Raw genomic sequence first — 17,361 nt, 5'->3', positions numbered from 1 at the left:
CAGTGATGGTTTTTCTGTGGCGGTCCGCGAAGCAAAAGTTTCAAAAACAGCATCATCTTCCGTCAGTATCAGATCATCTGGTGAGTATTAAACTTCCCGTTCTGCCTGAGGCATTAACCGCCCACCGATACGCTTAAAATATTGTTATACAGCCGCGCATTATTTACCGGATGCCGGGTAATTCGCTGGTTTCAGATAAAAAAAAACCCCGCATTTTGCGAGGATTTTTATCAGCCAGGGATCACCGGAAGGTGAGAGCTACCGGCTATTTATTTTGCATCACCGCCCTTTCCACCACCAGAGCTGTGGCCGGCAGATGAATGGTTGGCATCAGCTGAATTTGATTTACTGGCTGATGGATTTCCAGCCGGAGCGTTAGCCGCTGGCGATTTGGTCTGACTGTCTGTCGCAGCAGGCGCTGCCGCTGCCGGAGTTGACGAAGCAGTACTGTCAGCAGTTGAAGCCGTTGCCGGTGCCGCCGGAGTTTCAGCAGGCGCCATATGTGGTTGCATCGCGGTACCTTGCAGAGCCTCATTCAGAACCTTACTGAAATCATCCCATGAACAGTAACCATTACTGTCTGCAGGACAACCTTCGAGTTGTAAAGTCACCCGCTGTGGCGGGTTCGCCAGGCTCAGTGTCGATGCTTCATGCAACTGCTGAGTACTCTGATACACATACTCAATTTTCAGCAGATCTTTGTTGGTTTTCTTATCATGCCAACGTTCGAAGACCAGCTGACCACCAATAGGCGTTTGCTCATACTGACCTGGCAGTTGATATGGTTTTACTTTCAACGCCGCCAGAACTGATGCGATATTTGAATCATGTCCGACCATAAAAGTGAAAGCCGGGGCGCTGGTTTTATCCTGATCAATCAGTTGGCTACGAATATAATCAACCAGAGGTGCCGCAACATCACGTGCAACCTGAGGAGTGGTGAACAGGATATTCTGGTAGGCGTTTTTGATTTCTGATAAAGCTTTCCACTGTTCAGGCGTTTTGATTTGCCCCCAGGCGACCTGGTCTGCAGGGAACCCCTGGTAATACTGTAAGGTGAATGCATCAACCAGAGCATTACCAATCTTCAGCGGGCCTTCAACAGCGGGTTCTTTACCTTTGTCCAGGCTGAAATTATCTGACTGACTGCCCAGAGAGCACTTATCTTTGCCTTTGCATAACGGAGACGCTGAGAAATCAACCACTTTACTCAGCTGGCTATAAGCGCCCTGTAATTGCTGTTGTTGCTGTTTGTCAGCGGCAGACATCTCCTGAAGTGCTGATTTTTTAAAATCAGCACTGTCATTAGCAATGACAGGATTAAATACAGGATCCATCGTACCCATGGCATCCTGATGGGTTACCGCGACATCACATCCCGGAAATGCTCCGCTCACAAAAAATTGTGCTGTTGCTACTGTGCGTTGCAGGCTGTTGGCATAAACAAAGACAGAATCTGACGCCGGGCACTGGTTTTTGTCCACCACTCCCTGTTGTGCCAGCCATTCACGGGTATATTTACCCATGTAAGCTTCAAGCACACCTCCACGAGTGGTCAGTTCGCCACCCGCCACATCCCACTGCGGCCATTTCTTATTAGTCGACTGTTCAAGGATACTACCGCCATTCGCCAGGGGAGCCCGCAGATTATGACGGCTAAGCATTAACACCTGTTCCAGCTGCATACTGTTTTCTGCCGCAAAAGTTTGCAGGCTCACAGGTAGTGCTGCCAGTACAGCGAGTGTACACAAGCTCAATTTCTTAATCATTATAACTGTTCCATGAATTCTGAGGGGCGCGAGAAAAATTGTCTCTGACATTGTCCATCCGGATGAATACCGCTTTGGCCACTGTTCTCTCCTTGTCAGTTAATGATGTCAGAGCAAAAAGTTTACATCACTATATCAAACTTAATTCACTACGTAAGAGGGAATAGAGTCCATGTGCTGATGAAAGTTCCCGGAGAATGAAAAGTTGCACATCAATAAACCGCAGGCAAAAAAAAACCAGCCATCAGGCTGGTCTTTCTTAAGATATGGCGGAGGAGGAGAGATTCGAACTCTCGGATGGTTGCCCATCGGCGGTTTTCAAGACCGCTGCCTTCAGCCGCTCGGCCACCCCTCCGTAAGGGTCAGAACAGACGATATACTGCTCTGTAAAGCAAATAAAACAGAGTACTAAAGATGGCGGAGGAGGAGAGATTCGAACTCTCGGATGGTTGCCCATCGGCGGTTTTCAAGACCGCTGCCTTCAGCCGCTCGGCCACCCCTCCGCAATGAGGCGCACTATAAACATCCCCCCGAACATTGTAAAGCCCTGAATGTTCCATTTGCCTGAAAAACAGCCAAATTATTAATGAGTGCTGGCAAAAACAGCAGATTGCCGGTTTATGGAGCAATTTTCCACGTAAAGATGGGTAAAACGACTTCATCCATTGCCCGGCAGTGCGTATTCTGCGGGCATTACAAAAAACATTTTTAATAGTTTAAGGAGCCTGTATGGACAGAATTCTTGCCCCTGGACGCAGTAACAGTTTAATCAGTACCCATAAGGTACTGCGAAATACCTATTTCTTACTCGGAATGACTCTGGCTTTCTCTGCAGTCACCGCAACCGCAAGTACTATGCTGGCATTACCCGCTCCCGGGCTGATTCTTATGCTGGTTGGATTCTACGGTCTGATGTTTCTGACTTACCGACTGGCTGACCGGCCGGCAGGTATTCTGGCTGCGTTTGCCTTTACCGGTTTCCTGGGTTACTGCCTGGGCCCGATACTCAGCAGTTTCCTGTCCGCAGGTATGGGTGATGTTATAGCTCTGGCCCTGGGTGGTACTGCATTAGTATTTTTCTGCTGCTCAGCTTATGTGCTCACCACCCGTAAGGATATGTCGTTCCTGGGTGGAATGATGATGGCAGGTTTTGTCGTACTGCTGGTTGGAATGGTTGCCAATATCTTCCTGCATTTGCCAGCACTTCAAATGGCTCTGAGTGCGCTGTTTATCCTGTTTTCTGCCGGTGCCATCCTGTGGGAAACCAGTAATATCATTCATGGCGGCGAAACCAACTATATCCGGGCAACAGTAAGCCTGTATGTGTCGCTATATAATATTTTTGTCAGCCTGCTGAGCCTGTTAGGTTTCTCACGCAGCAACTGACAGACCCGCCATATTCCTTTTAATACCCGCTCCGGCGGGTATTTTTTCGTCCTTCACAGTTTGCTACACTGCGAGACAGTTACTGAAGAGGATATATTGTGAAGTTTGCAGGTCATGACATTGAAACAGATACAGAAGGTTATCTGAAATCTCCGGCCGACTGGTCAGAAGCCCTGGCTGAGGAAATAGCTACCAGTGAAGGTATTACACTGACAGAGGCCCACTGGCAGGTTGTCAGGTTTGTCAGGGAGTTTTACCTGGAATTTAACACCTCCCCGGCCATACGTATGCTGGTGAAAGCGATGGCAAAAAAGTTCGGTGAAGAGAAAGGCAACAGCCGTTATTTGTTCCGTCTGTTTCCTGACGGACCTGCAAAGCAGGCAACAAAAATAGCCGGACTGCCTAAGCCGGCAAAATGCCTTTAACCCTCTGAGTGTTCAGCCAGTAGTGAATCCTGTAACTCCACCATCAGATTCCAGAGGCTGTACATCAATACTATCTACCCTGGCAGCAGGCGGGCCGCCGGCAGTGATCCACGCTACAACGGTTTCGACGGCAGTGAGCTCACCGGACAGCAGGATCTCTACACTGCCATCACTGAGATTAATAGCATACCCATTGATCCCGTGATTCAACGCCTGTCGCCTGGTACTGTCCCGGAAAAACACCCCCTGTACCCGTCCGGTAACCCGGACTTTGCAGATTGAATGCATTTGTTGCCCCCGCTGTTGATTAGTTTGCAATTTGGCGGTATCCGCTTAACAATACCGCCTTTATTCTTTGCTACCTGTATATTATGACTGCCAGATTAATTCTTTCCAGGGGACGTGAAAAATCCCTGCTACGCCGCCATCCATGGGTTTTTTCCGGCGCAATCAGCCGTATCGAAGGTTCCGCCAACTCCGGGGAAACTGTGGATATTTGTGACCATAAAGGTAGCTGGCTGGCACGTGCGGCATACTCTCCTCAATCGCAAATTCGCGCCAGGGTATGGAGCTGGGAACAGGATGAAACGATTGATATTGCCTTCTTCGAACAACGGCTCATCAAGGCCAGACAATGGCGCGAATGGTTGGCTAAAGCCGACAATCTCGACAGTTATCGTCTGATTACCGGGGAATCAGATGGCATGCCCGGTGTGACAATTGATAAGTTCGCCGATTATCTGGTGGTACAGTTGTTATCTGCCGGTGCTGAATATCAGCGCCCTGCTATTGTCACCGCATTACAGAATTGTTTCCCTGAGTGTTCTGTCTATGATCGTTCCGATGTTTCGGTACGTAAAAAAGAGGGACTCCCCCTCACCCACGGTATGATCTCAGGTCAGGAACCTCCGGCCCTGTTACCGATTACCGAGCATGGTATGAAACTGCTGGTCGATATCAGGGAAGGACATAAGACCGGATATTATCTGGATCAACGTGACAGCCGTTATGCATTACGTCGTTACAGTCAAAATGCACGGGTACTGAACTGCTTCTCTTATACCGGCGGATTTGCGGTTTCAGCATTAATCGGCGGTTGTCGCGAAGTACTGAGCGTTGATACCTCAGAAGCTGCACTGGATGTGGCCAGACAGAATATCGAGCTCAACCAGTTGCCACTGGATAAAGCCAAATTTATCCGGGACGACGTGTTTAAGTTGCTGCGTCGTTACCGTGATAGCGGTGAGAAATTTGATGTAATAGTCATGGATCCCCCTAAATTTGTTGAAAACAAAAATCAACTGGCGGGAGCCTGTCGTGGTTATAAAGATATCAATATGCTGGCGATGCAGTTGCTGAATCCCGGCGGGATACTATTAACTTTTTCCTGCTCCGGACTGATGACCGTGGACTTATTTCAGAAAGTCATCGCAGACGCCGCGCTGGATGCAGGGAAGAATGTCCAGTTTGTTGACCAGTTGCGCCAGGCTGCCGATCACCCGGTCATTTCATCCTATCCTGAAGGGTTGTATCTGAAAGGTTTTGTTTGTTACGTAGAATAGCTTGAAAAAAAGTGACCCTGCCCTTATATCTTTGGAATGATGATCTTCCGGAGGTATTTATGATTAGCAGCAAATTTGGTATTGGCCAGCAGGTCCGGCACAAACTCTCCGGAACTCTCGGAGTAGTCGTTGATGTAGATGCTGAGTTTTCACTGGATATGCCGGTTCCTGAGGAACCAAGCTATGACCTACACGGTACCCGTCCCTGGTATCATGTAGTGATGGAAGATGAAGCCGGTGAAACTGTGCATACTTATGTCGCTGAATTCCAGCTGACCGGGGAAGTTTATGATGAACACCCTGATCAGCCGGTACTGGATGAGCTGGCCGAGAACGTCCGCCAGCAATTGCGCGCGCCACACCGCTGTCACTAATCACTGTCGCCTTTTTCAGCTATGCAGTTAAAGGCGGCAGTCCCAGTTTCATTATTTCAATTTTAGTGCATTTATCCGCCACGACCGTAAGCCCTGCCTTACTGGCAAGTTCTTCAGCCTCCGGATTAAAGGTGCCAGGCTGCAGCCAGAGCACATCTGCGCCATGAGCAACCGCCTGTTCTGCAATTGCAGGCACCACTTCCGGATTGCGAAATACATCGACTATATCAATATGCCCGGGCACCTGATCAAGCGAAGCATAACCCAGTTGACCCGCCAGTGTTTTGCCTGCAACCCGCGGGCTCACAGGAATGACTTCATAGCCGTGCTGTAATAAAAACATCATTATCTGCCATGCCGGACGCTCCGGGTTATCACTGGCCCCTACCAACGCAATACGCCGCGCTGTTGTCATTATCCTGCCAATATCTGGTTGGTTCATTATTCCCCCCTTGCCTGGCCCGTCATTGTTCCCAGAGGTTATCCTCAGTGTATCGCTAAAACTCAGTATCACCAGCGGCGCTACCGCACAATAAATATGACAAATTGTAAAATTTAATGCCATAATACTAACTGCTGATAAATGCATGGTCGTAAGGTTGCCCCGGAGCAAAGATGAAGTTTTTAGCACCTCTCCTCTGCCTGTTGCTTGGTAGTTTTTCATCTGCTGCCGAAGCATTAAGCTTCAGACTTAATCCGGAAATGAATTTACTGGTTCTGGACGGACATCCTTTGCCCGGTAGCCTGTTGAAAGGTGCTGACAGTATTGAACTGAACCGCGGACAGCATCAGATTTTATTTACCATTGATCAGCAAAAAAACTCCCCGGCATTTATTATTACTTTCACCGCACAAGGCCAGAAGGTTAATGTGCTATTCCCGAAACCAGCCGCTCCAGGTGAGTTACAAAAGCAGGTTTCCAGCGCAACCCGCTTCCGGGTTGTTGATGAGAACGATCATGATGTTCCTGCCATTCAGGACCATTTGTCACTCGCACCCGGAGTCGATTATGTTGCCGAAATGACAGCTTATAATCAGTTAAAAAGAAAAGCGTCAGTAGAAAAATTTACCGGAGCCGGTTTGCAGGGAAATATTCTGACTGATACTGATAACCGTGAATATGTTAATCAGGATGTTTCTTCATTGAGCAGTTCTTTATCCTTTGCCGGCCGCTCATTCCAGTCTTTATTATCCTGGTTACGTGAATTCCGAACCAGTTGAACAGTTATTCCCCGCCGCGCTACACTGCTTTAGAACCCAGCGAATTCGCTCAATCAAAAGGATAAATAATGGAGCAGACGGTCAGAACGTTGCCGGAAAAGAAACATATCGCCCTGGTTGCTCATGATAATTGCAAAGCTTCTCTTCTGGAGTGGGTCACGCAAAATCAGCCTTCACTTGAATCGCATACGCTTTATGCGACCGGTACTACCGGTAATCTGATTAATAAGCACTGTGGTTTACATGTAAATCCGTTACTGAGTGGCCCGATGGGTGGGGATCAGCAGGTTGGAGCTATGATCTCTGAAGGTAAAGTGGATATGTTAATCTTTTTCTGGGATCCGTTAAACGCAGTGCCCCATGATCCTGATGTGAAAGCATTATTGCGGCTGGCCACCGTATGGAATATCCCCGTGGCAACTAACCGCTCAACTGCCGATTTCATTGTAAACTCCGTCTTATACCGGCAGAGTGTTGAGATTACGATTCCTGACTATCCGCGCTACATGGCTGAACGATTGCAGGAACCGTTACTGAAAAACGATTAAGTCGTTCAGGGTTTGCGAACCACAGGGACACCAAGATCCCTGAGGTTTTCGACAAAACATGAAGGTGTTTGTTTGTCGTACAGCAACCACAGCTGCTGTTTTGCCCTTGTCATCGCGACATAAGCCAGTCGTCGTTCCTCAGCATCAGGAAAATCCTCCGGCTCAGGCAGTAACCCTTTTTCGATCACGGATTCTCTGGTTGCCGCAGGAAATCCGCTGTTTCCTTCGTTCAGGCCAATGACAATGACATAGTCGGCCTCTTGCCCTTTACTGGCGTGCATGGTCGTAAAGCTGACCGATAATTTAGGCCAGCGGGTCGCAGCTTTAGCCAGTACCGGCGGTCTGAGGTAGTGATAACGGGCCAGAATCAACACTGTTTCGTCATCTTTAACGTAGCCACTCATTTTATTTAGCAGTGCTTCCAGTTGGTCTTCCGGCAGTAGTGATACTGACTTTTTGTTCCCTTTTGTCAGGCTGTTGAGACTTTTTTTCATCTGCAACGGGTTTTGCTGAATAAACCGGTTAGCGACCAGGCCAATCTGTTGGTTGAAGCGATAAGTGGTGTCCAGTACGCAGATGTCACCTTCTCCAAATTGCTGGTGAAAACGGGTTGTCAGATTAATTTCCGCCCCGGCAAAACGATAGATAGCCTGCCAGTCGTCCCCGACAGCAAACAGGCTGCATCGTTTATTCTGCTCACGTAAGGCTTTAATCAGTGATGAGCGTTGTGTGGAAATGTCCTGAAACTCATCAACCAGAATATACTTCCAGGGACTGATAAAACGCCCTTTATCCAGCAAAGCAACGGCCTGCTGAATTAAGCCGGTAAAATCAACGGCCCCTTCCTGTTTGAGATGACTCTTCCACGCTTTCAGTAACGGAGCCAGTAGCCTGATTCGTTTGCCGAATAAAACCCTGATATCCTCCGGAGCTTCGTCAATCATTGCTGCCTGCGCCCCGCCATGGTTACGCATCAGTGAGACCCAACGCTCCAGCCGGCCAGAGATCTGTGTAAGCAGTTTTTCATCCTGCCAGAAGGCATCAGCAGGTATCTCCCACTGCAATTCTTCCTGTAACCATTGACGCCAGCCATTGGCAAAAGATTTTTTTTCCGCACATTGCTGTTGCCATACTTCAGTTAGCATTTGGCGACGGAAACCAGCATCGCTTTCAAGCTGGCTGATCTTCGGCTGTTTATTACTGCTTTGCTGAATAATATGTAACGCGAGGGAATGGAACGTCCGGGCTGTAATGGTTGCTTCCCCGGTGGATTTAATCACCCGCTGGTTCATCTCATCTGCAGCATCCCGGCCAAATGCCAGCAGCAAAATCTGGTCTGCAGAAGCCAGTTTCCGTTTTATCAGCCAGGCTGCGCGGACAGCCAGCACAGAGGTTTTGCCGCTACCGGCCCCGGCCAGTACCAGCAGATTATCCTCTCCGTTAATCACTGCCCGGCACTGGGCCGGGTTAAGAGGAGAAGATTCAACCGTTTCAAAGAAGTCCTGATAACGTTCCAGAATCTCCTCTGTCCACTGGCGATTTCGCTCGTTACGCTGCTGTTCAGTGGAATTCAGCCAGCTCAGGCAAAACTGCCATAATGGCAGACACTGTTCAAATTCGGGGATACGTTCATGGGGAAGCGGTAAAGCTGAGAATTTTTGCTCAATTTTCTCGCGAAAACCACGAATGTCACTGCGGGTAAGCCAGCTATCACGCTGTACCTGACTCAGCAGATACTGCTGCAGTTCACTGAGGACCTGATAACAAACATCCGCCATTTGCTGGCTCCAATGTTGCCAGGATTGCAGCAGATAGTGATAAAACTGCTGAGTTTCCTGCCATTCGGTGCCATGCAGCCTGACAACTTTGTCTTCCGGAAGCTGAAATTCCAGTTCTCCCCAAACCACCCCTCGTTTACACTGAATACCGAGTAACTGATTAAAAGGTATAATATATTCATGGCGGTCGCCACTGACTTCAACACCTGCAGGCAACAGGCGAACCCGGTTGTAAGGATGCTGTGCCAGCCGTTTGCCCATTGAAGTTGCTTTAAGTTCCATGCTTCACGCCATTATCAATACCATGCTTAAGTAACAGTTTAACTGTGAGTCACTGAGTGCTCCAGACAAAAAACAACGTTACACTATGCATTATGAGTCACACAGATAAAAGGAGCCCTGACATATGCGGACTGTGCTGAATATACTGAATTTTATCCTGGGTGGATTTGCCACAACACTGGCCTGGTTACTGACCACTCTGATCACCATTGTTCTGGTTTTTACTCTGCCCCTGACTCGTTCCTGCTGGGAGATTACTCGTTTATCTCTGTTCCCCTTCGGTAATGAAGCGGTCCATGTGGATTTGCTGCGTCCGGAAAACAAAAGCTCGCTGCGTAACTCCGGCGGGACGCTGTTAAATATTTTCTGGTTCATTTTTTTTGGATGGTGGCTATGCCTGGCCCACATTTCGGCCGGAATAGTCCAGTGCATTACCATTATCGGCATTCCGGTCGGTATTGCTAATTTCAAGATTGCTGCGATTGCTTTATGGCCGGTGGGTCGTCGGGTTGTCTCTGTTGAAGAAGCAAAATATGCCCGCGAGAATGCGGCCCGCAGGCGTTTTTAAGGAAAACAGAATTAATGAAGTTTGGTTCGGGTTTACTCAACGGCTGGCGTACGTTTTTAATGAATAAACTATGGCGCGATCCGGTCAGAATTTTTATCGCAATGACCGGATGCGTGATACTTTCCTGGTCATTGCAGAATATCACCTGGACCATTCCCCTGATTCTTGGTGTGGTTGCAGCTGCTCTTACCGATATCGATGATCGCTTAACCGGGCGGCTGCGTAATATGAGCATTACACTCGGTTGTTTTTGTCTGGCGACGGTTTCGGTTGAGCTGTTATTCCCACATCCCTGGCTGTTTTTCTTCGGTCTCGCCATCTCCAGCTGGCTCTATATTTTATTAGGAGCCCTGGGTCAACGCTATGCCACCATTGCGTTCGGTGCATTGCTGATGGCTATTTACACCATGCTGGGTATCCACTTATTCAGCCTGTGGTACCTGCAACCTCTCCTGCTGCTTAGCGGTGCTCTTTGGTACTATCTGCTGACTATGCTGATGCATCTGTTGTTCCCTGTACAACCAGTCCAGGAACAACTTGCTCAGACCTACAACCAGTTAGCAGGTTATCTGGATGCAAAAGCAAATCTGTTTGACCCTGATGCAGAGGCAACAGATGATCCGTCATTAATCCAGGCTGCCCTGGTTAACAGCCAACTGGTTTCGCAGTTTAATCTGACCAAAACTGCTATTCAGAGCCGGCTAAGCGGCGAGCGCGCAGCCCGTAATAGTCGTCGTTCATTGCTCTATTATTTTGCAGCTCAGGAAATTCATGAACGGGCCAACTCATCGCACATTCAGTACCATCAGTTGCGTAATGAGTGGCGATACAGCGAAATTTTATTCCGTTTTCAGCGCCTGATGCACATGCAGGCTGGTGCCTGCCGTCAGGTCGCTCATTCCGTGATTATGAAGCAGCCATATCATCATGACTCCCGGTTTGAACGGGCATTCTTCCATCTGCAACAAGCGTTGGATCGCCTGGCGCTTCACTCACCGGGAGACCCTCAGTCACGGGGCTTACACTGGTTATTGCGTAATCTGAAAGCGATAGATGACCAGTTGATCTCTATTGCTTCGGAACAGCTACTGAATAATTTATGGCTGAACAGTGATACGCATCTTTCACAGGAAGGGCTAACTGGCTGGCAGGACGTCAGGGTTCGTCTGACCCGCCATCTGAGCCCAAAATCGGCTCTGTTTCGTCATGCGGTTCGCGTGTCAGTGGTTCTGTGTGTCGGTTATGCGTTTATTATGCTGACCGGTATGGACCGGGGCTACTGGATATTACTGACCAGTTTATTCGTCTGCCAGCCAAACTACGCAGCAACCAAAAAGCGTCTGGCTCTGCGAATCATTGGTACTCTTGCCGGAATTATTATCGGCCTGCCGGTGCTGTGGCTGGTCCCCTCTATCCAGGGCCAGCTGATTTTGATAGTTATCAGCGGAGTCTTGTTTTTTGCCTTCCGGCTTATTCAGTATGCACAGGCAACAATATTTATCACCTTACTGGCGCTACTCAGCTTCAATCTGTTAGGTGAAGGTTTTGATGTCGCTTTACCCAGAATTATAGACACACTCATCGGTTGTGCTCTTTCCTGGATGGCTGTTGCCTGGATTTTCCCGGACTGGCGCTATCGTCAGTTACCTGACGTGATTAACAAAGCACTGGCTGCGAATAACAGATATCTGGACGCAATTCTCGAGCAATATCACGAGGGTAAAGATAATCGTATGTCCTATCGTGTTGCCCGCAGGGATGCGCACAATGCTGATGCGGAACTGGCACTGGTTATTTCTAATCTGAACAGTGGAAATGACCTGACTTTACCAGTCAAGGATCTGGCGTTCAGAGTGCTATGCCTCAATCACAGTTTCCTCAGTTACATCTCAGCATTAGGGGCCCACAGGGAAAAGACCGGACGAGAGGACTTATTGCAGTTATTGGACGATACCGTCAGCCTGTCAGAAAACATTGTGCAAACAACCCCTGACAGCGAGCAGCAGATTACCGAAAAGCTGCATGTTCTGATTAAAGAGATGAACAATATTGAAGCCAATCCGGAAAGCCGGGAGCCGGTGATGCTACAACAGATTGGCTTGTTACTGAAAGTGCTCCCTGATCTTATCAGCATCAGGAAGGAGTTGAAGGCCCTTTAGTCCCTTTACGCAGGGTAATTATCGGACTCTGAGTAAATTGCTGATACCAGTGTTTAAGCTCATCTCTGACCTCTCTGGCCAGCACTTCCTGGTGCTGTCCAGAGATTGCGCCTTGTAATGCGTACAATGTTTTCAGACCAAGATGGCGATTTTTACTTCTGAGCCTCGCCCAACATTGTTTGGCACCCAGATCACGTAACCGGCTCACCGTGGTGACTCCAACTTCAATCAGTAACATTTCCAGGCGAATACTCAGATTAGGCAAATCTTTAAGCCGTTGGCAGTTGAGTTGTGCTTCACGCAAGGCTCTGGCTTCATTCAGGGATCCCCGGGATAGGGCCAGCAGATCATCGGTGTGGTGCCAGAGTCTGGAATCTACTTTAAAGTAATTCAGGCTAATACATTGCCCACGTTTGTGGAAAATAAATGGCTGTAATGCGCGTTGTTGCAGGTAACGCTGCATAGTTTCGCTCGCCCGCAAATACAGCTCACCATCACTCACCAGTGCAAACACAATCTTTTCCACTGATAAGGAGTACCCACCAAACTGGGTACGTGACTGAATTTCGCCGAGTTCAGCCAACTGTTTCTTCGATTCTTCAACACGTTGAACGGATATATTCATCGCGAACCTCCCTGGTTCAGGCAATGGAACAGATGCCAATAAAATAATATTTATCAACATGTTGGAAGGTAAACAAAAGCTATTAGATGTTCAATGTATAAATCACGGTTTGGTGAGTTAGTTTCAGATTCTGCGAACTGTTTTCAGAAAAATGATTGATCTTTGTTCATAACAGGAATACTGTATATCCATACAGTTTATTGCGGATGGGTAAAAAAATGCGTACTCAGCTACTGAAATCAGAGACTTTTAACGTTCACCGTCACTCAGCCCCCTCTTCTGAGGCTTGCGGCTGCATCAGTGAGCTAAGTTATCATGCACAGCATCCTGCCCTGCTGAACAGTTTACTGCTACCTTTATTGAAGCAACTCAGTGAACAGTCACGCTGGCAGCTCTGGCTGACCCCGGCTCATAAACTAAACCGCCACTGGCTGCAGCAATCAGGCTTGCCACTGGATAAAAGCATGCAGGTGCCGTCACTCACCACTGAAGGGGGTGTCAGAGCAATGGCCAAAGCACTTCGCTCAGGTAATTTTAGTGTGGTTGTTGCCTGGTTGCCCGGACATTTGACAGCCGCTGAACGCGAAGAACTCGAACAGGCAGCAAAAGAGGGTCGTACTCTTGGTTTGATTATGCGGGAAGAAAATGACTTTAATTATTCCGGCAGACAGGAAAATCGATTGAAAATTCAGTCTCCCTTACTACATTGAGCTAAAATAAGATTTTTCCCAGGAAAAATTGCGTGAAGAAAAATAAATTACTGATGCCGCGCGACATTCCTGAGCCAACAATGGTTTAAGGCCAATTTGTGATGGGTTTGTTGAGCAGAGTTCAGTTTTAAATGTAACAAACTGTGTACGTTTTGCTGTTTTTTTACTGTACAACATCATATCCTACTTGTAACTTTCTAATCTCGTTGTAGACTTTAGCTCGCCAGGGTGCTCAATAATCTCCTTTTTGGCAGAGTAAAAATCGAGCGATATAACCCGGCGAAGGATTACAACCAAGAGCAACATTTATGCTCATTGCCTATTTTGGATGATAACGAGGCGCAAAATGAAAAAGACAGCTATCGCAATTGCAGTGGCACTGGCAGGTTTCGCTACCGTAGCGCAGGCCGCACCGAAAGATAACACCTGGTACACCGGTGGTAAACTGGGCTGGTCTCAGTACCACGATACCGGGTTCTACGGTAACAACTACGACGTCAGTAACGCTCCTAAGAAAAACCAGCTGGGTGCCGGTGCATTCGTTGGCTATCAGGCAAACCAGTACCTGGGCTTTGAACTGGGTTATGACTGGTTAGGCCGCATGCCTTACGGTTCAACTAACCACGGTGCTTTCAAAGCACAGGGCGTTCAGTTAGCAGCTAAACTGAGCTACCCAATCATGGACGATCTGGACGTGTATACCCGTCTGGGCGGCATGGTATGGCGTGCAGACAGCAAAGACTACCGCAATGGTTACTCTGACCACGATACCGGTGTTTCTCCACTGGCAGCAGTTGGTGTTGAATACGCAATCACTCAGAACTGGGCAACCCGTCTGGATTACCAGTGGGTTAACAACATCGGTGATGCACAGACCGTTGGTGCACGTCCTGATAACTCAATGCTGAGTGTTGGTGTTTCTTACCGTTTCGGTCAGGATGATGCTCCAGCCCCTGTTGCAGCTCCGGCACCAGCTCCGGCCCCGGTTGTTGAAACCAAACACTTTACTCTGAAATCAGACGTACTGTTTAACTTCAACAAAGCAACTCTGAAACCAAGCGGCCAGCAGGCTCTGGATCAGCTGTACACCCAGCTGAGCTCTGTAGATCCTAAAGATGGTTCTGTTGTTGTTCTGGGCTTCACCGACCGTATCGGTTCAGCACAATACAACCAGAAACTGTCTGAGCAGCGCGCACAGTCTGTTGTTAACTACCTGATTTCTAAAGGTATCCCTTCTAACAAAATCTCTGCACAAGGTATGGGTAAATCTGACCCAGTTACCGGTAGCACCTGTGACAACGTGAAAGGCCGTGCTGCCCTGATCGATTGCCTGGGTCCAGACCGTCGTGTTGAGATCGAAGTTAAAGGTATCAAAGACGTTGTTACTCAGCCACAGGGCTAATAAGTAACAGCGTAAAAAAACCCCGCCTAAGCGGGGTTTTTTATTGGTGGCGGTAAAGCAACCCGCCTGAACATAATGATAGCTGTCAGCCTATTTACTCTCAGAACCCTGCCCGAGAATTGATTGCAGATCCTGCTTCAGTGAAGACATCTGCGAAGCATATTTTTCTTTCCTTTCCGCATCCTCAATCAACTGAACAATCGTTTCTGACAATGTATTGTTGCGACGCTGTGCCAGCCCCGCCAGTCGTTGCCATACCAGGTATTCGAGATCGATTGATTTCTTGCGGGTATGCTGGTGCTCCGCGTTAAAATGCCTTTTCCTGCGAGCCCTGATAGTTTGCTTCATCCGGTTAAACAACACCGGATTCATATGTTGTTCAATCCAGCCAGCAATCTCTCCGGGCCGGTGTTCAAGAGTGATCAGTATTCTCACCGCTTCTTCCGCAGCACTCTGTTCCGGATATCGGGTGATGGCTTCACCTTCCCTGTGCTTTTTCACCAGGTACTTCCATTTCCAGCCGGACTCCAGATTCTCAAGTTGCAGATATTTCATCGGGGTCTCATCATCTTCAGGTATCAGAATAAGAATAACAGTTTTTTTCGCCGCTGTAGTAAGGATTACTTTAGCCTATTCTGTGCTGTACGCCTATCAAAGCACGCTGTTTCATCCCCTTATTTCCTGTATAATCGTCGCTTTCTTTACACCGGATAAATGCGATTACTTTGATCAGCTCTCAACTTTCCTGGCAAGCCCTGCAGCCGGATACCAGCCAATATGAGGCTGCTTTCTCCCGGCCGTCCGATGATGATGACGATATTCAGGCATCTGTACAGCCCCGTTTAATGAACGCTTTGGCCTATTTAGACAGTCAGACCCTAATGACAGTGCTGATGGTACGTAGTCAGGAAAATACTGACTATCTTTCCCGAATTGCCTCCGCCTGTATGGCGGTGTCTGAATCCGATCCAGAGAATCCTGCTGTTGCCCAAGGTTGGAATTACCAGCAACAGACTGACGGTAGTTATTTACTTGCGGAAGCCCCGGCAGACCAGGCATTATTCTGCCAGCAATCCGGGATTTATTTCAGTGAATGGGTCGAATGCAGCGAATTGTTCGGAGTTGTTCGCCAACAGGGTAACAAACTGGTTCCTGAGCCTGGCTTACTCCATCAGGCTAACGGAGGGACACTGATCCTTTCCGTTCGAACCCTGCTTGAACAACCTCTGATGTGGTTGCGCCTCAAAAAATACCTTACCAACGGTTCTTTTGAATGGGTTCCGGCTGATGAACGTAAGCCCTTCCCTTTTGCTTTGCCAGCCTTGCCTCTGAATGTAAAACTGATCCTGTGTGGCGATCGTGATGCTCTGGCAGCGTTTCAGGAATCGGAGCCTGAACTGATGGAGAATGCTCTTTATAGCGAATTTGAAGAGCAGTGGCGTATCCACGATGATGAAGATATGACGCTATGGTGTGAGTGGGTAAGAACCCTGTGCCGTGAGCTCATGTTGCCTGAAATTGCTGATGATGGCTGGCCACTGTTGGTGGTTGAAGGTTGTCGTTATACCGGTGATCAAACCTTGCTACCACTTTGCCCACGCTGGATACAGCGACAACTGATGGACGCGGTGACTTACGGTGGCGAAATTAATGCTGAATCATTGCGTGGTGCGCTGGAAGCCAGAGTATGGCGTGAAAGCTTTCTCCCTGAAAGAATGCAGGAAGAAATCAGCGAACAACAGATTCTTATTGATACTGATGGTGAAGTGACTGGTCAGGTCAACGGATTGTCTGTACTGGATTTCCCTGGTCATCCGCGCCCCTGGGGTGAGCCATCACGTATTACCTGTGTGGTTCATTACGGCGATGGCGAAGTAATGGATATTGAACGAAAAGCTGAACTGGGCGGTAATCTTCATGCTAAAGGTATGATGATTATCCAGGCGTATCTGATTTCTGAGCTTGAACTCGAACAACAATTGCCTTTCAGTGCATCAATGGTGTTTGAACAGTCATATTCAGAAGTTGACGGAGACAGTGCCTCGCTGGCTGAACTTTGTGCCTTAGTCAGTGCCTTATCTCAGCAACCGCTGTCGCAGTCAATCGCGGTTACCGGTTCAGTAGATCAGTTGGGTAATATTCAGCCGGTTGGCGGGCTCAATGAAAAAATCGAAGGTTTTTTCACGGTATGCTCTCAACGGGAGCTCACCGGCAAACAAGGGGTGATTATTCCGCAAACGAATGTCCGTCACCTTTCGCTAAGTACTGAAGTGGTGGAAGCGGTAAAAGCAGGACAGTTTCACTTGTGGGCAGTAGACAGTGCTGAAGAAGCTATTGAATTACTCACTGGTAAGAAATGGCGTGCTGATGACGAAAGCGAGGATCTTTTATCGCTGATCCAGGAGCGTATTACCAGAGCAACTCAACCTGAAACCAGAGGCGGTACAGGGCTGTTACGTTGGCTTAACTGGTTCAACCAGCGTTAATCGGACTTGCTCAGCGTACAACTGTAAGCTATTCTCCCCAATTCACAAATTTAAGGCTAAAAACAG

At 48.3% G+C, this 17,361-nt stretch carries 17 protein-coding genes and 2 tRNA genes; 11 read left to right on the top strand and 8 right to left on the bottom strand.

From position 1 onward, the window contains the following. Positions 1–269: 269 nt before the first annotated feature. From agp to A7K98_RS07135, 3 genes are all read right to left on the bottom strand, one after another. Positions 270–1,769 carry a bifunctional glucose-1-phosphatase/inositol phosphatase gene (agp, locus tag A7K98_RS07145; protein ID WP_087487925.1) on the bottom strand — a complete coding sequence of 500 codons (1,500 nt, stop codon included), beginning with the start codon at positions 1,767–1,769 and terminating at the stop codon, positions 270–272. Positions 1,770–2,036: 267 nt separating this feature from the next. Then, positions 2,037–2,124: transfer RNA gene (locus tag A7K98_RS07140), tRNA-Ser, on the bottom strand. Positions 2,125–2,184: 60 nt separating this feature from the next. Beyond that, positions 2,185–2,272: transfer RNA gene (locus A7K98_RS07135), tRNA-Ser, on the bottom strand. A gap of 226 nt (positions 2,273–2,498) precedes the next feature. On the opposite strand from A7K98_RS07135, the gene yccA reads away from it, so the two are divergent. Both yccA and tusE read left to right on the top strand, forming a co-directional pair. Then, on the top strand, positions 2,499–3,155 hold the full coding sequence (gene yccA / locus A7K98_RS07130; protein ID WP_087487924.1) for an FtsH protease modulator YccA: 657 nt from the start codon (positions 2,499–2,501) through the stop codon (positions 3,153–3,155). A 98-nt stretch (positions 3,156–3,253) separates the two neighbouring features. Then, positions 3,254–3,580, top strand: a complete 327-nt coding sequence (gene tusE / locus A7K98_RS07125) for a sulfurtransferase TusE (protein ID WP_087487923.1) — start codon at positions 3,254–3,256, stop codon at positions 3,578–3,580. 12 nt (positions 3,581–3,592) lie between these two features. Here the strand turns inward: tusE and A7K98_RS07120 are convergent, their stop codons facing one another. Then, on the bottom strand, positions 3,593–3,868 hold the full coding sequence (locus A7K98_RS07120; RefSeq protein WP_087487922.1) for an acylphosphatase: 276 nt from the start codon (positions 3,866–3,868) through the stop codon (positions 3,593–3,595). A gap of 83 nt (positions 3,869–3,951) precedes the next feature. Here A7K98_RS07120 and rlmI point away from each other — a divergent pair, with 83 nt between their 5' ends. Then, positions 3,952–5,142 carry a 23S rRNA (cytosine(1962)-C(5))-methyltransferase RlmI gene (rlmI, locus tag A7K98_RS07115; protein ID WP_087487921.1) on the top strand — a complete coding sequence of 397 codons (1,191 nt, stop codon included), beginning with the start codon at positions 3,952–3,954 and terminating at the stop codon, positions 5,140–5,142. A 59-nt stretch (positions 5,143–5,201) separates the two neighbouring features. Beyond that, positions 5,202–5,516, top strand: a complete 315-nt coding sequence (gene hspQ, locus A7K98_RS07110; protein WP_087487920.1) for a heat shock protein HspQ — start codon at positions 5,202–5,204, stop codon at positions 5,514–5,516. Between the two features lie 19 nt (positions 5,517–5,535). Here hspQ and A7K98_RS07105 read toward each other — a convergent pair whose 3' ends face one another. After that, positions 5,536–5,958 carry a CoA-binding protein gene (locus A7K98_RS07105; protein ID WP_087493477.1) on the bottom strand — a complete coding sequence of 141 codons (423 nt, stop codon included), beginning with the start codon at positions 5,956–5,958 and terminating at the stop codon, positions 5,536–5,538. A 173-nt stretch (positions 5,959–6,131) separates the two neighbouring features. On the opposite strand from A7K98_RS07105, the gene A7K98_RS07100 reads away from it, so the two are divergent. Both A7K98_RS07100 and A7K98_RS07095 read left to right on the top strand, forming a co-directional pair. Beyond that, entirely contained in the window at positions 6,132–6,737 is a 606-nt protein-coding gene (locus tag A7K98_RS07100) for a DUF2057 family protein (protein ID WP_087487918.1), read from the top strand. A 68-nt stretch (positions 6,738–6,805) separates the two neighbouring features. Beyond that, positions 6,806–7,285, top strand: a complete 480-nt coding sequence (locus A7K98_RS07095) for a methylglyoxal synthase (protein ID WP_087487917.1) — start codon at positions 6,806–6,808, stop codon at positions 7,283–7,285. Positions 7,286–7,290: 5 nt separating this feature from the next. On the opposite strand, the gene helD is transcribed toward A7K98_RS07095, so the two are convergent. Further along, entirely contained in the window at positions 7,291–9,345 is a 2,055-nt protein-coding gene (gene helD / locus A7K98_RS07090) for a DNA helicase IV (protein ID WP_087493476.1), read from the bottom strand. A 124-nt stretch (positions 9,346–9,469) separates the two neighbouring features. Between helD and A7K98_RS07085 the strand changes: the two genes are divergently transcribed. Then, positions 9,470–9,913, top strand: a complete 444-nt coding sequence (locus A7K98_RS07085) for a YccF domain-containing protein (protein ID WP_087487915.1) — start codon at positions 9,470–9,472, stop codon at positions 9,911–9,913. Between the two features lie 14 nt (positions 9,914–9,927). Continuing rightward, positions 9,928–12,072, top strand: coding sequence for a YccS family putative transporter (gene yccS, locus A7K98_RS07080; protein ID WP_087487914.1), 2,145 nt, complete (start codon positions 9,928–9,930; stop codon positions 12,070–12,072). Here yccS and A7K98_RS07075 read toward each other — a convergent pair. Next, positions 12,047–12,697, bottom strand: coding sequence for a TfoX/Sxy family DNA transformation protein (locus A7K98_RS07075; RefSeq protein ID WP_087487913.1), 651 nt, complete (start codon positions 12,695–12,697; stop codon positions 12,047–12,049). The genes yccS and A7K98_RS07075 overlap by 26 nt on opposite strands. A gap of 218 nt (positions 12,698–12,915) precedes the next feature. Here A7K98_RS07075 and sulA point away from each other — a divergent pair, with 218 nt between their 5' ends. Both sulA and ompA read left to right on the top strand, forming a co-directional pair. Beyond that, the gene (gene sulA / locus A7K98_RS07070) at positions 12,916–13,407 is read left to right on the top strand and encodes an SOS-induced cell division inhibitor SulA (protein WP_087490404.1); all 492 of its coding nucleotides are present in this window, start codon (positions 12,916–12,918) and stop codon (positions 13,405–13,407) included. A 346-nt stretch (positions 13,408–13,753) separates the two neighbouring features. Next, positions 13,754–14,809, top strand: a complete 1,056-nt coding sequence (gene ompA, locus A7K98_RS07065; protein ID WP_087487912.1) for a porin OmpA — start codon at positions 13,754–13,756, stop codon at positions 14,807–14,809. A gap of 90 nt (positions 14,810–14,899) precedes the next feature. Here ompA and matP read toward each other — a convergent pair whose 3' ends face one another. Further along, positions 14,900–15,364, bottom strand: coding sequence for a macrodomain Ter protein MatP (matP, locus tag A7K98_RS07060; protein WP_087487911.1), 465 nt, complete (start codon positions 15,362–15,364; stop codon positions 14,900–14,902). A gap of 170 nt (positions 15,365–15,534) precedes the next feature. Here matP and A7K98_RS07055 point away from each other — a divergent pair, with 170 nt between their 5' ends. Continuing rightward, on the top strand, positions 15,535–17,295 hold the full coding sequence (locus A7K98_RS07055) for an AAA family ATPase (protein WP_087487910.1): 1,761 nt from the start codon (positions 15,535–15,537) through the stop codon (positions 17,293–17,295). The last annotated feature ends 66 nt before the right edge of the window (positions 17,296–17,361 follow it).

Origin of the sequence: Tatumella citrea (assembly GCF_002163585.1) — a bacterium.
GTDB lineage: Bacteria > Pseudomonadota > Gammaproteobacteria > Enterobacterales > Enterobacteriaceae > Tatumella > Tatumella citrea.
Note: the sequence above shows the minus strand (reverse complement) of the source record. Positions and strands in the feature narration are given on the sequence as shown.

Coding starts and splice junctions, on each gene's coding strand:
- A7K98_RS07100 (WP_087487918.1), top strand. CDS start 6,132: ATGAAGTTTTTAGCACCTCTCCTCTGCCTGTTGCTTGGTAGTTTTTCA.
- rlmI (WP_087487921.1), top strand. CDS start 3,952: ATGACTGCCAGATTAATTCTTTCCAGGGGACGTGAAAAATCCCTGCTA.
- agp (WP_087487925.1), bottom strand. CDS start 1,769: ATGATTAAGAAATTGAGCTTGTGTACACTCGCTGTACTGGCAGCACTA.
- helD (WP_087493476.1), bottom strand. CDS start 9,345: ATGGAACTTAAAGCAACTTCAATGGGCAAACGGCTGGCACAGCATCCT.
- hspQ (WP_087487920.1), top strand. CDS start 5,202: ATGATTAGCAGCAAATTTGGTATTGGCCAGCAGGTCCGGCACAAACTC.
- A7K98_RS07105 (WP_087493477.1), bottom strand. CDS start 5,958: ATGAACCAACCAGATATTGGCAGGATAATGACAACAGCGCGGCGTATT.
- A7K98_RS07085 (WP_087487915.1), top strand. CDS start 9,470: ATGCGGACTGTGCTGAATATACTGAATTTTATCCTGGGTGGATTTGCC.
- yccS (WP_087487914.1), top strand. CDS start 9,928: ATGAAGTTTGGTTCGGGTTTACTCAACGGCTGGCGTACGTTTTTAATG.
- sulA (WP_087490404.1), top strand. CDS start 12,916: ATGCGTACTCAGCTACTGAAATCAGAGACTTTTAACGTTCACCGTCAC.
- ompA (WP_087487912.1), top strand. CDS start 13,754: ATGAAAAAGACAGCTATCGCAATTGCAGTGGCACTGGCAGGTTTCGCT.
- yccA (WP_087487924.1), top strand. CDS start 2,499: ATGGACAGAATTCTTGCCCCTGGACGCAGTAACAGTTTAATCAGTACC.
- A7K98_RS07120 (WP_087487922.1), bottom strand. CDS start 3,868: ATGCATTCAATCTGCAAAGTCCGGGTTACCGGACGGGTACAGGGGGTG.
- A7K98_RS07095 (WP_087487917.1), top strand. CDS start 6,806: ATGGAGCAGACGGTCAGAACGTTGCCGGAAAAGAAACATATCGCCCTG.
- matP (WP_087487911.1), bottom strand. CDS start 15,364: ATGAAATATCTGCAACTTGAGAATCTGGAGTCCGGCTGGAAATGGAAG.
- A7K98_RS07075 (WP_087487913.1), bottom strand. CDS start 12,697: ATGAATATATCCGTTCAACGTGTTGAAGAATCGAAGAAACAGTTGGCT.